Genomic DNA, 11317 nt, shown 5'->3' on the forward strand with positions numbered 1-11317 from the left:
GGGAAACGGCGAGAACGGCGCGTCCGCCGTGACCTCCGCCATACTGAGACGCCAGTCGAAGGTCTCGCCCGTCGTCCCGACGGGGTGTCGAAGCACCTCGCGGGTGATGCCGAGACCGTTCTTCCACGGGGTCACCGGGTAGTCTTCGCGGCGGAGCTCCCTGACCGAGACGCTCACGACGGGGCCGATCCCGGACAGGAGACGCACCGCGGGCTCACGCCGTCATCTCCGCAGGCTCCAGGCGCGACGCTTGACCAGGACGTGTCCCCGCTGGCTGGTCAGCCGGGTCCAGGGGCCGGTCTCGAAGAGACGCACCGCATCCCCGCCGCCGAGAAAGCCCAGGCTGACGGCGGCGAAGGCGGCGCCGGCGGGAACGTACTCGAGGCCGGCGATCGGCCTGCCCCAGACCTCCGACCGCACCCGCTGCACGATCTGCTCTCCGGTGCCGGTGGGGATGGCCTCGGCCACCTCCGCGATCCCGGCCGCCGCGACGGTCTCGAGCAGAGAGCCGTCCACCTCCTCGAGCCGGGTCCATCCGCCGCGCGGCGGCGAAATGGCGGTCCAGGTCACCGTGTTGACCTGCATCGGCAGGGTCACGGTCACCGCGGCCGTGGGATCGACCACCTCCGACTGCAGGCGCACGAGGCGCTCGACGAGCGATCGGATGGGGACGACCACATCGAAGGAGTCGCGGGTGGTCAGGGCGAAGGTGCGCAGGCCGAGCACGGTGGGGCTCTCGTCGAGCAGGCCGGAGGGGTGCAGGACCGCGACGTAGACGGCGAGCACTCCGGAGCCGGCGATCAGGCGCACGGAACCGTCCTCCACCCTGGCGGCGCGACCGAGGAACACCTGCAGGTCACCGAGGGAGAGGGAATCAACGAGGGAAAACGTCTGGCTCATCTGCTCTCTAAACTACTAGGAGCCCGGCGGCCGATGTCGCCGAGAGAACACAACGACTGGAGAAGACATGACCGATCCGCTCGGCAATCTGCTCGCGGCCCTCGACCTCACCGACACCGGCGCACGCACGAGCGAGGACATCTTCACCGGGCCGAGCCAGTGGATGCCCCAGGGTCGGATCTTCGGCGGCCAGGTGCTCGCCCAGTCCCTCGTCGCCGCCCAGCGCACCATCGGGGAGGGCCGCTCCGCCCATTCGATGCACGGCTACTTCCTCCGGCCCGGCCGGCTCGACCTGCCGATCACCTTCTCCGTCGACCGCATCCACGACGGCCGCTCCTTCTCCACCCGCCGGACCCAGGCTTACCAAGACGGACTGCCCATCCTGTCGATGATCGCCTCGTTCCAGGACGAGGACGAGGGTCTCGAGCACCAGATCGACATGCCGGAGGGCCTCCCGCAGCCGGAGGACCTGCCGACGGCCGCCGAGGCGCTGAGCGGCATCGATCATCCGGTCGCCCGGGTCTGGGCCAACGAGCGGCCGTTCGACATGCGCCACGTCCCCTCTCCGGTCTATCTCTCGGTCGAGGGACCGCACGTCGCCCATCAGGCGCTGTGGATCAAGACGACCGGGCCGCTGCCGGACGACCCCGGCCTGCACAGGGCGGCCCTCGCCTACGTGAGCGACTACTCGATCCTCGAGCCGATCTTCCGGCGCCACGGCATCGCCTGGATCACCCCAGGACTCAAGGCGGCGAGCCTCGACCACGCCATGTGGTTCCATCGGTTCGGCCGGCTCGACGACTGGGTGCTCTACACCCAGGAGTCCCCGACCGCGACGGGCGGAAGGGGCCTGTCGCAGGGGCGCATCTTCACGAGGGACGGCCTGCTGATCGCGAGCGTCGCCCAGGAGGGCATGGTCAGGGTCCCGCACGAGGGCGGCGGCCCCGGCTACCTGCCCTTCGGCTGAACCCGGGCTAGAGCATGGTCCGCACGAGGGCGGTGTCCGAGCCCGTCCGGCGGATGTCGACGCTCCGGATGTCCGAGGCCCGCACGCTCGTGGACGCCGCCAGTCCGGTGGCGCCCGGCCCGCTCGCCGTCCAGGTCGCGACGGTCGTCTGCCTCCCGGACCGATCGGTGATGACCAGGTCATAGCTCGCCGAGCCGTCGCCCTGTCCCCACGGGCCCTGCGCCAGGTAGCTGCAGTTCCAGTCGAGACGAGTGCCCCAGGCCTTCGTGCTCACGGTGAGCTCAGCCGTCATGACACCCGGCTGGACCTGCTCCATCGCGAGGGCGTTCCTGGATGCGTGGCCGGTCGATCCGGCGATCGACGTGCCGGTCGGCTGCATGCCCGTCCCGGCCACGATGCCGCCGACGACGAGGATGGCCGCCAGGCCGAGGCCCGCTCCGAGAAGCCCGGCGCGGACGCGGCGTCGCCGACGCCTCACCGAGGCCGCGAGCCTCTGCAGGCGTCCGGGATCGTGCATCCCGTCCCGCAGCCGTTCGTCCCGGACGGCGCTGTCGACCGCGACGGCCTCGTCGGCGGTCAGCCGGCCGAGGATGCCCGGCAGTCCCGCGAGCTCCGCGACGGCCGCGGCACAGGCCGGGCAGGTGGCCAGATGCCGTTCGAAGGCACGGCGGTCATCGGAGCCGAGCGCGCCGAGCACGTAGGCCGAGTCCCAATCCCGAAACGGATCAACGTTGTCGTTCATTGGGTGACACCTCTTTCCTGTAGGGCAAGCCGAAGGGCGCGCAGTGCGTAGTGCATTCGGGATCGCACCGTCCCCTCGGGAATGTTCTCGTTCCTGGCGATCTCCGCGACGGATCGGCCGAGGTAATAGGCGCTCACGACCGTCGTGCGGTGCTCCACCGACAGGGAGAGCAGGGCATCGGAGAGCAGCCACTTATCGAGCACGGTCTCGGTGTCGTCGGGGACGGAGGCCTCCGGGAGATCCTCGGTCGTGATCTCGTGCGCGAACCGCGCGCTGCGCCGGTCGTCGATCACCAGGTTGCGGGCGACGGTGAAGAGCCACGCCCTCGCCGCCTCCCCCGTCTGCTCGAGGAGGGCGGGCCGTCGCCACGCCCGCAGCAGGGACTCCTGCACCACGTCCTGGGCGAAGGAGTAATCGCGGGTGAGCCTGGCGACGTACCGGAACAGCGCGGGACCGTGGGCGTCGTGCAGCTCGCGCAGCAACTGCGCCCTATCGTCCGGCATGAGCACCTCCACTGGATACAACGAGGCGGGACGGCCTTTCGTTCAGATCGACGGGCATCCCTGTGGATCCGCTGTGCGGATGAACGAGGGGAGCCCCCGCTCCGTCGTCACATCAGCGGGACATCCGCGGGGCGGCCCGGACCGCCTCATCCACGCGACAGCGAAAGAAGACACTCGTGAAGACCACAACCGCACTCACCCTCGCCGGGGCCGCCCTCGCCATCGTCACCCTGGCCGGCTGTGCCAGCATGGCGGCCTCCGGCTCCGGTTCGACCGGCTCCGCCCCGTCATCCTCCTCGTCCAGCACGGCCGTGAGCGGCGACGCCGGGGTGGCGAAGACCTCCCTCGGCACCATCGTCGTGGACGGCAAGGGCATGACCGCGTACTTCTTCGACAAGGACACGGCGAACTCGGGCATGAGCGCCTGCACCGGCCAGTGCGAGAGCCTGTGGCCGGCCATCACCTCCTCCTCGACCACGCCCACGGTCAGCGGCATCAGCGGCACCGTCGGCACGATCACCGGTGTCGCCGGCGGCAACCAGATCACCATCGACGGGCGGCCGATCTACACCTTCTCCGGCGACAAGGCAGCCGGAGACGTCAACGGCCAGGGCCTCATGGGCATCTGGTGGGCGGTCTCACCCTCCGGCTCGAAGATCACCACCGCCCCGACGAGCAGCACCGGCGGCAGCACTGGCGGATACTGATCGCCGGTTCAGGGGCTGCCGGACAGCAGCACCTCGCCGTCGGAGACCCGGCGTACGTCGATGCTGGCGATCCGAGACGCGGCGAGGCTCGTCGTGCCGGTCGGCTGGACGGTCGATCCGGGCTCGGCCGTCCAGGTGGCGACCCGGGAGCTGTGGCCGGCGGTGTCGGTGACGACCATGGCGTATTCCCCGGAGCCGTAGGACGGCCCGCCGCTCCGGTACCGGCAGGTCATCTCGATCCTGGTCCCCCAGTCGGTGGGCTCCAGGCGGACGCTCGCGCTCAGCGAGCTCGGAACGACCCTGGCCAGGGCGAGCTCCGTTCCGCCGGCCGGATGCGCCCCGCCGATCACGAGCGGGAACACGAGAGCGATGGATGCCGCGACGGCCGCCGCCGCGACCAGGCCGCCGGCGACAAACGCCCGTGCACGGCGCCTGCGTCTGCGCACCGACCGGGCGATCCGCGGAAGAAGCGTCGCCGGCATCGGCGGGACGACGACCGGCGGCTCGGGGACGGCTCCGAGCAACGATTCGGCGTCGGCGGACGGCAGCCGGCCGAGCAGCGCGGGGACGCCGGCAAGCTCAGCCACGGCCGCCGAACAGGAATCGCAGGTGGCCAGATGGGCCTCGTACTCGAGCCGCTCCTCCTCGGAGAGGGATCCGAGCACGTAGGCGGCGTCCCAGTCGGCGTATCGGTCGATCCCGCTCATGCGGTCACCCCTCGTTCCTGGAGAGCGAGCCGCAGGGCTCGCAGTGCGTAATGGAGACGGGACTTGACCGTGCCCTCCGGGATGCCCAGCTCGGTGGAGATCTCGGCGACGGAACGGCCCTGGTAGTAGGAGAGGACAACCACCCGGCGGTGGTCGTCGGAGATGCTGGCAAGCGCATCCGAGACCACCCAGGCGTCGAACATCGCCTCGGTCCCGTCCTCCGAGGCGCGCTCCGGCAGCTGTTCCGCGGCGATCTCGTGCCTGGCATGGGCGCTGCGCCTGTCGTCGATGACGAGGTTGCGCGCGACGGTGAACAGCCAGGCCCTGGTGGAGCCCCCGGACTGGTCGAGCACCTGCGGGCGACGCCAGGCGCGCACGAGCGTCTCCTGAACCACGTCCTCGGCGAAATGGCGATCGCCGGTCAGCCAGACGACGTAGCGCCACAGCGCCGGGGCGTGCTCGTCGTGCAGCGCCCGGAGCAGTTCGTCCTGTCGCTCGACCACCCGCCACCCTCCGTCCAGACAACCCTGCCAGAAATAGTTCGATTCGAGGTGAACCGAATGGGGATGCACACCGTTACATCAGGAGAAGGGCGAAACATGTGAGCACTTCACCCACGACATCCCAGCCCCCGGGCGTTCCCCAGAATCGAGAGATCATGAAGATTCCCATGACCACCCTGTCAGCCAAGTACACCTTCTCCGCCATGGCCGGACTGTCGCTGCTGGTCGCGGTCGCCGGCTGCAGCACGACGGCGGCCACCCCCACCGTGGAGAAGAGCGCCGCGCCGAAGGCCTCGAGCCCCGCAGGGTCGGCGCCGGCGTCCGGCACGACCTACAAGGACGGCACCTACACCGAGGACGGCACTTACCAGTCCCCCGCGGGCCTCGGCCGGATCACCGTGACGATCACCCTCGGCGGCGGCATCGTGAAGTCCATCGACGTCAACGGCCACGCCACCGATCCGACCGCCAAGTCCTACCAGGCCGACTTCGACAGCGGCATCGCCGGCAAGGTGGTCGGCAAGAAGATCGACAGCCTCAATGTGACCAACGTGTCCGGTTCCTCGCTCACCAGCGGCGGATTCGACGAGGCGGTCACGAAGATCGAGGCGGCCGCCCGTGCCTGAGCTGGCCTTCCCCGCCATCGGCACCCGCTGGTCGATCGAGAGCCGGCAGCCGATCGACGGCCCGCTGGAGGCGCGCATCCGTGACCGGGTCGAGGACTTCGATCGGACCTACTCCCGATTCCGGGCCGACTCGCTCGTGACGGCCGTCGCCGGCAGCGGCGGCGAGCATCGGTTCCCCGACGATTCGACCGCGCTGTTCGACCTCTACGACCGACTGTTCGACAGCACGGAGGGAGCCGTGACCCCGCTCGTCGGGCGTTCGCTCGAGCGGCTCGGCTACGACGCCGCCTACTCGCTCCGGCGCAACGGGGAGGATCTGGCGCCCGCCGACTGGGCGACCGAGGTCACCCGCGACGGCGCCCTCGTCACCACCCGCTCCCCCGTCCTCATCGACGTGGGAGCGGCGGGCAAGGGCTACCTCGTCGACCTGGTCGGGGAGATCCTTCGCGAGAACGGCGTGCACGAGTTCGTCATCGATGCGAGCGGCGACCTGCTCGTCTCCGAGACGGAACCGCGCCGCATCGCGCTCGAGCATCCGCTGGATCCGAGCCTCGCCATCGGCGTCGCCGAGCTCGAGCACGGGTCGATCTGCGCCTCCGGGTCGAACCGCCGGGTCTGGGGCACTGGCCTCCACCACATCGTCGACGGACGCACCGGCGCGCCGACCACCGAGGTCATCGCCACCTGGGCGATCGCGGAGACCGCGCTCGTCGCCGACGGGCTGGCCACCGCGCTGTTCTTCACCGAGCCGGGCGGGCTCGCGGAGATCTTCGACTTCGACTATGTGAGGATGTTCGCCTCCGGCCGGTTCGACCGCTCGATCGACTTCCCCGGGGAGATGTTCCGATGACCGCCTGGCTCGACCGCCTCACCGGACGGGTGACGATGTACCGGCTGGTCGTGATCGTCCTCGGCGCCATCGCGGCGATCGCGATCGTGCTGTCGCTGATCCCCGGCGGCCTGTCGTTCTCCCCGCTGCAACTGCTCGCGACGCTCGCGACCTCCCTCGTGGTCACCTATCTCTCCAATCGGCTGATCGCACTTCCGTTCCGGGTGAAGCCGCACAGCGAGTCCTCGATCATCACCGCCCTCCTGCTGTTCTTCCTCTTCTTCCCGACGACGGACCCGCACGACCTCCTCGTGCTCGCGCTGGTCGCCGTGATCGCGAGCGCCTCGAAGTACGTGCTCGCGATCCGCGGCCGCCACCTCTTCAATCCGGCGGCCGTCGCCGCCCTGATCATCGCGTTCACCCAGCTGAGCGCCGCCGTCTGGTGGGTCGGCACACCGCTGCTGCTGGCACCGGTGGCCATCGGCGCCTTCCTCGTCGTCTACCGGGTGCGACGGTTCGCCCTCGTCGGGCTGTTCGTCGTCGTCGCGCTCGCGATCTCGATCGTCAGGCTGTCGACAGGGGGAATGGATGTCGGCACGGCCGTCTGGTTCTCGATCGCCTCCTCCCCCATCCTCTTCATGGCCGGCTTCATGCTCGACGAGCCGCTGACCCTTCCCCCGCTGCGCTGGCAGCAGCTGACGATCGCCGCGGTCGCCGCGGTGATCGTGGAGGTCCCCTTCCACCTCGGCCCGCTCTACAACTCTCCGGAGCTCGGTCTCGTCGTCGGCAACTTGATCGCCTTCTTCTTCGGTCAGCGGCGGGCCGTCCGCCTCGACTTCGTCGGTTCGAGCGCGATGACCCCCTCCACCCGAGAGCTCCGTTTCGCCCCGTCGCGCCCCGTCGCCTTCCGGGCGGGGCAGTACCTCGAGTTCACGCTGCCGCACCGCGGTGCCGACACCCGAGGCATCCGCCGCACCTTCAGCATCGCCTCCGCCCCGCACGAGGGCCAGCTGGCCTTCGGGCTCACGGTGCCACCGGACGCGAGCAGCTTCAAGCGCGCGCTGCTCGTGCTGGAACCGGGAGACCGTCTGCTCGCGACCTCGGTCGGCGGCGACTTCCTGCTGCCGAGGGACCCGTCCGTCCCGCTGCTGCTCGTCGCCGGCGGCATCGGCATCACGCCGTTCATCAGCCAGCTGCGACACCTCGGCGCGACGGGACAGCGAAGGGACATCGTGCTCGTCTACGCCGTGAGCGGCCTCGACGAGCTGGCCTACTCGGAGGAGCTCGCCGCCAGCGGGATCCGGGTGCTGGTCGTCGCGCCCTCTGAACCACCCGCGGCCCCGGAGGGGTGGCTGTATCTCGGTGCCACCCGCCTCACCGGCTCCCGGATCGCCGAGGCCGTCCCCGACCTCGCCGCCCGCACCGCCTACGTCTCCGGCCCGCCGGCGCTCGTGACCGCGCTCAAGCGCGACCTGCGGAGACTCGGCGTGCGGCGCATCCGGGCCGACTACTTCTCCGGCTACTGATCTCCGGCTATTGACCCGCGCCGGCTCCCGACCCGCACTGTCCCCGGGGGCTTACTCCACGTAGGGCGTCCAGGCGGCGCGCTGGTCGGGGTGGATGCGGGCCGGCCTGCCGGTGGCCGCGGTCACCATGACGATGGTGGTCGCGGCCCTGGTGAACAGCGTTCGCGGGCTCGTGCCCTCCGGCGAGTAGACCTCGTACTCGATCTCGAGGCTGGCCCCGCCCATCCGTCCGATCCACATCTCCACGTCGAGGGCGGCCCGCAGGTAGGGCACCGAGACGAGGTACTCGATCGTCTGCTTGGCGATGACCATGTTGAACTCGGCGCCCGGCCGCGAGTCCATGATCGCGACCCCCGTCGTGTCGTCGTCGTCCGTGTCCTCGTCGTCTCGGGGCCAGAAGGCCTGGATGCGCGCCTCCTCGAGGATCCGCAGCATGGCCGCGTTGTTGACATGGGCGTAGGCGTCGAAGTCGGACCAGCGCAGCGGAACCCGGGCATGCAGTCGAGTCATGGGATCGTGAGGTGTCTTTCGGAGCGGGAGGCGGCGGAGTCCGGCCGGCTCAACCGCGGGTGAGCTTGCGGTAGGCGGAGCGGTTCGGCTTCGCGGCATCCGGTCCGAGGCGTTCGATCTTGTTCTCCTCGTAGGCCTCGAAGTTGCCCTCGAACCAGTGCCAGTACCCCGGGTTCTCGTCCGTTCCCTCGTAGGCGAGGATGTGCGTGGCGATGCGGTCGAGGAACCACCGATCGTGGGTGATGACCACGGCGCAGCCGGGGAACTCCAGGAGGGCGTTCTCCAGGCTCCCGAGCGTCTCGACGTCGAGGTCGTTGGTCGGCTCGTCGAGCAGCAGGAGGTTGCCGCCCTGCTTGAGGGTCAGGGCGAGGTTGAGCCGGTTGCGCTCACCGCCGGACAGCACCCCCGCCTTCTTCTGCTGGTCGGGGCCCTTGAAACCGAACTGCGACACGTACCCGCGGGACGGGATCTCGGTCTTGCCCACCTGGATGTAGTCCTGCCCGTCGGACACGACCTCCCAGAGAGTCTTGGTCGGATCGATGCCGCCGCGGTCCTGGTCGACGTAGGAGATGTCGACGGTCTCGCCGACCTTGAGCTCCCCCGCGTCGAGCGGCTCGAGGCCGACGATCGTCTTGAACAGCGTCGTCTTGCCGACGCCGTTCGGCCCGATCACGCCGACGATGCCGTTGCGGGGCAGCGTGAAGGTGAGGCCGTCGATGAGGATGCGCCCGTCGAAGCCCTTCTGCAGCCTCTTCGCGTCGATGACCTGGGCTCCGAGCCTCGGTCCGACGGGGATGACCAGCTCCTCGAAGTCGAGCTTCCTCGTCTTCTCCGCCTCGTTGACCATCTCCTCGTAACGGGCCAGACGCGCCTTCGACTTGACCTGACGCCCCTTGGCGTTGCTGCGCACCCACTCGAGCTCCGAGGCGAGTCGCTTAGACAGCTTCGCGTCCTTCTTGCCCTGGATGTTCAGCCGCTCCTGCTTCTTCTCGAGATAGGTCGAGTAGTTGCCCTCGTACGGGTAGAGGTGGCCGCGGTCGACCTCGGCGATCCACTCGGCCACGTGATCGAGGAAGTACCGGTCGTGGGTGACGGCGAGCACGGCGCCGTGGTACTGGGCGAGGTGCTGCTCGAGCCAAAGAACGCTCTCGGCGTCGAGGTGGTTGGTGGGCTCGTCGAGCAACAGGAGGTCCGGCTTCTGCAGCAGGAGCTTGGTGAGGGCGACCCGGCGCTTCTCACCGCCGGAGAGGTTCGCGACCGTCGCGTCGCCGGGCGGTGTGCGCAACGCATCCATCGCCTGCTCCAGCTGGGAGTCGAGATCCCAGGCGTCCGCGGCGTCGATGTCCTCCTGCAGCGAGCCCATCTCGGCCATGAGGGCGTCGAAGTCGGCGTCGGGATCGGCCATCGCGAGCGAGACCTCGTTGAAGCGGTCGACCTTCGCCTTGATCGGGCCGACCCCCTCCTGCACGTTCTCGAGGACGGTCTTGCTCTCGTCGAGCTCCGGTTCCTGCATGAGGATGCCCACGCTGTAGCCGGGGCTGAGCCTCGCCTCGCCGTTGCTGGGGGTGTCCAGTCCGGCCATGATCTTGAGGATGGTCGACTTGCCCGCGCCGTTCGGCCCGACGACCCCAATCTTCGCCCCCGGCAGGAAGGACATCGTCACATCGTCGAGGATGAGCTTGTCGCCGACCGCTTTGCGGGCGCGGACCATCGTGTAAATGAATTCGGCCATGCCCCCATTCTACGGAAAGGGGCCGTGGCGCCCGACGACGGGCTACCAGTCGATCGGACGGGTCTTCCCCACCAGGCAGCTGCCGTCCTTCAACGCGGCCTCGACGGCACTGCTATAGCCGCCGGAGCCGTGCTGGCCGAGCAGGCAGTCCGTGCCGATCTTGACGGAAAACAGGATGGAGTCGACCGCACCGTTGATCGAGCTCTTGTCCGGGGTGACCTGCATGTCCGTCTTGTCGAAACCGGCGGAGACGAGGTTGTCGACGATGTCCCGGCCGTTCGCCGACCCGTTGGCGGCGAACAGCTTGTTGTTCACCTGATCGAAGTAGGCCTTGTTGTCCTTCGCGGATCCTTTGGGGTCGAACACCGGGGCCGGCGCGGAGGTCGCCGTGGCCGACGAGGGAGCGCTGTGCGACGCCGTCGGCACGGGGGCGGGGGTCGAGGAGACGCATCCGGCGAGCAGGACGACGACGCCCAGCGCCGTCGCGGTTGCCAGCGCCAGGCGGGACCTGCTCATCCTGTCCATCCCCTCCGCGTCCGCGCTCGCGGCCGACCGAGACGAGTCTACGGTGGCATCCTGGCGAGTCCGGGAGAGCTCGGGAGAGGATCCGGCGTCGCGGAATAATGAGGGCATGGCCCCATGGATCGATTCCCAGCAGGCGAACGAGTACGGAAGCGGTCTCCTCGCAGGCGAGGCCGTCCGGCTGCGAGGGCTCCAGGAGGCAGACCTTCCTCTGCTCGACACCTGGTGGGCCGATCCGCGGTGGTCAGCCCTGCAGCAGGTGCTCGTCCGACCGCGACCGGAACGGGCGACTGCGGACATGTTCCGGGATTGGAGCGTCAACACGTCGGCGGGCAGCGTGGGCTTCAGCGTGTGCGCCATCGAGTCCGGGGAGCTGATCGGCCATGCCACGCTTTCCGGCGCGCAGCTCCCGGTACGCGCGGCGACGCTGGCTCTCATGATCGGCCCTGACCATCACGGCAAGGGCTACGGCACCGATGTCGTGCGGACCCTCACGCGATACGGCTTTCTCGAGATGGGTCTGAATCGCATCGAGATCCGGGT

At 69.3% G+C, this 11317-nt stretch carries 15 protein-coding genes; 6 read left to right on the forward strand and 9 right to left on the reverse strand.

The window, feature by feature from the left end:
• Both VGC18_RS04970 and VGC18_RS04975 read right to left on the reverse strand, forming a co-directional pair.
• A partial coding sequence (locus VGC18_RS04970; RefSeq protein ID WP_331094848.1) for a HutD family protein occupies positions 1-207 on the reverse strand: 207 nt, incomplete at its 3' end.
• A 15-nt stretch (positions 208-222) separates the two neighbouring features.
• The gene (locus VGC18_RS04975; RefSeq protein ID WP_331094850.1) at positions 223-900 is read right to left on the reverse strand and encodes a hypothetical protein; all 678 of its coding nucleotides are present in this window, start codon (positions 898-900) and stop codon (positions 223-225) included.
• Positions 901-967: 67 nt separating this feature from the next.
• Here VGC18_RS04975 and VGC18_RS04980 point away from each other — a divergent pair, with 67 nt between their 5' ends.
• Positions 968-1867 carry an acyl-CoA thioesterase II gene (locus VGC18_RS04980; RefSeq protein WP_331094852.1) on the forward strand — a complete coding sequence of 300 codons (900 nt, stop codon included), beginning with the start codon at positions 968-970 and terminating at the stop codon, positions 1865-1867.
• Positions 1868-1874: 7 nt separating this feature from the next.
• On the opposite strand, the gene VGC18_RS04985 is transcribed toward VGC18_RS04980, so the two are convergent.
• Both VGC18_RS04985 and VGC18_RS04990 read right to left on the reverse strand, forming a co-directional pair.
• Positions 1875-2609, reverse strand: a complete 735-nt coding sequence (locus VGC18_RS04985) for a zf-HC2 domain-containing protein (RefSeq protein ID WP_331094854.1) — start codon at positions 2607-2609, stop codon at positions 1875-1877.
• A complete protein-coding gene (locus VGC18_RS04990) occupies positions 2606-3112 on the reverse strand; it encodes a sigma-70 family RNA polymerase sigma factor (RefSeq protein WP_331094856.1) in 507 nt (168 codons plus the stop codon). Before VGC18_RS04990 ends, VGC18_RS04985 begins: the two co-directional genes overlap by 4 nt.
• Before the next feature lie 176 nt (positions 3113-3288).
• On the opposite strand from VGC18_RS04990, the gene VGC18_RS04995 reads away from it, so the two are divergent.
• Entirely contained in the window at positions 3289-3819 is a 531-nt protein-coding gene (locus VGC18_RS04995; protein WP_331094858.1) for a hypothetical protein, read from the forward strand.
• An 8-nt stretch (positions 3820-3827) separates the two neighbouring features.
• On the opposite strand, the gene VGC18_RS05000 is transcribed toward VGC18_RS04995, so the two are convergent.
• Positions 3828-4526, reverse strand: a complete 699-nt coding sequence (locus VGC18_RS05000; RefSeq protein ID WP_331094860.1) for a zf-HC2 domain-containing protein — start codon at positions 4524-4526, stop codon at positions 3828-3830.
• Positions 4523-5029, reverse strand: coding sequence for a sigma-70 family RNA polymerase sigma factor (locus tag VGC18_RS05005; RefSeq protein WP_331094862.1), 507 nt, complete (start codon positions 5027-5029; stop codon positions 4523-4525). Before VGC18_RS05005 ends, VGC18_RS05000 begins: the two co-directional genes overlap by 4 nt.
• Before the next feature lie 167 nt (positions 5030-5196).
• Here VGC18_RS05005 and VGC18_RS05010 point away from each other — a divergent pair, with 167 nt between their 5' ends.
• Genes VGC18_RS05010 through VGC18_RS05020 form a run of 3 tightly spaced genes read left to right on the forward strand, consistent with a single transcriptional unit; the run spans position 5197 to position 8010 of the window.
• Positions 5197-5655 carry a hypothetical protein gene (locus VGC18_RS05010; RefSeq protein ID WP_331094864.1) on the forward strand — a complete coding sequence of 153 codons (459 nt, stop codon included), beginning with the start codon at positions 5197-5199 and terminating at the stop codon, positions 5653-5655.
• The gene (locus VGC18_RS05015; RefSeq protein WP_331094866.1) at positions 5648-6505 is read left to right on the forward strand and encodes an FAD:protein FMN transferase; all 858 of its coding nucleotides are present in this window, start codon (positions 5648-5650) and stop codon (positions 6503-6505) included. Before VGC18_RS05010 ends, VGC18_RS05015 begins: the two co-directional genes overlap by 8 nt.
• On the forward strand, positions 6502-8010 hold the full coding sequence (locus VGC18_RS05020) for an oxidoreductase (RefSeq protein ID WP_331094868.1): 1509 nt from the start codon (positions 6502-6504) through the stop codon (positions 8008-8010). The genes VGC18_RS05015 and VGC18_RS05020 overlap by 4 nt, the downstream gene beginning before the upstream one ends.
• A 51-nt stretch (positions 8011-8061) precedes the next feature.
• Here the strand turns inward: VGC18_RS05020 and VGC18_RS05025 are convergent, their stop codons facing one another.
• The 3 genes from VGC18_RS05025 to VGC18_RS05035 are packed head-to-tail and all read right to left on the reverse strand — an operon-like array spanning position 8062 to position 10768.
• Positions 8062-8520: a thioesterase family protein gene (locus VGC18_RS05025; RefSeq protein WP_331094870.1), complete on the reverse strand. Its 459-nt coding sequence runs from the start codon at positions 8518-8520 to the stop codon at positions 8062-8064.
• Positions 8521-8569: 49 nt separating this feature from the next.
• Positions 8570-10252 carry an energy-dependent translational throttle protein EttA gene (gene ettA, locus VGC18_RS05030; RefSeq protein WP_331094873.1) on the reverse strand — a complete coding sequence of 561 codons (1683 nt, stop codon included), beginning with the start codon at positions 10250-10252 and terminating at the stop codon, positions 8570-8572.
• Between the two features lie 42 nt (positions 10253-10294).
• Positions 10295-10768 carry a DUF6993 domain-containing protein gene (locus VGC18_RS05035; RefSeq protein ID WP_331094875.1) on the reverse strand — a complete coding sequence of 158 codons (474 nt, stop codon included), beginning with the start codon at positions 10766-10768 and terminating at the stop codon, positions 10295-10297.
• Positions 10769-10883: 115 nt separating this feature from the next.
• Between VGC18_RS05035 and VGC18_RS05040 the strand changes: the two genes are divergently transcribed.
• A partial coding sequence (locus tag VGC18_RS05040) for a GNAT family N-acetyltransferase (protein ID WP_331094878.1) occupies positions 10884-11317 on the forward strand: 434 nt, incomplete at its 3' end.

Origin of the sequence: Lacisediminihabitans sp. (assembly GCF_036404185.1) — a bacterium.
In the GTDB taxonomy this organism is placed as follows: Bacteria; Actinomycetota; Actinomycetes; order Actinomycetales; family Microbacteriaceae; genus Lacisediminihabitans.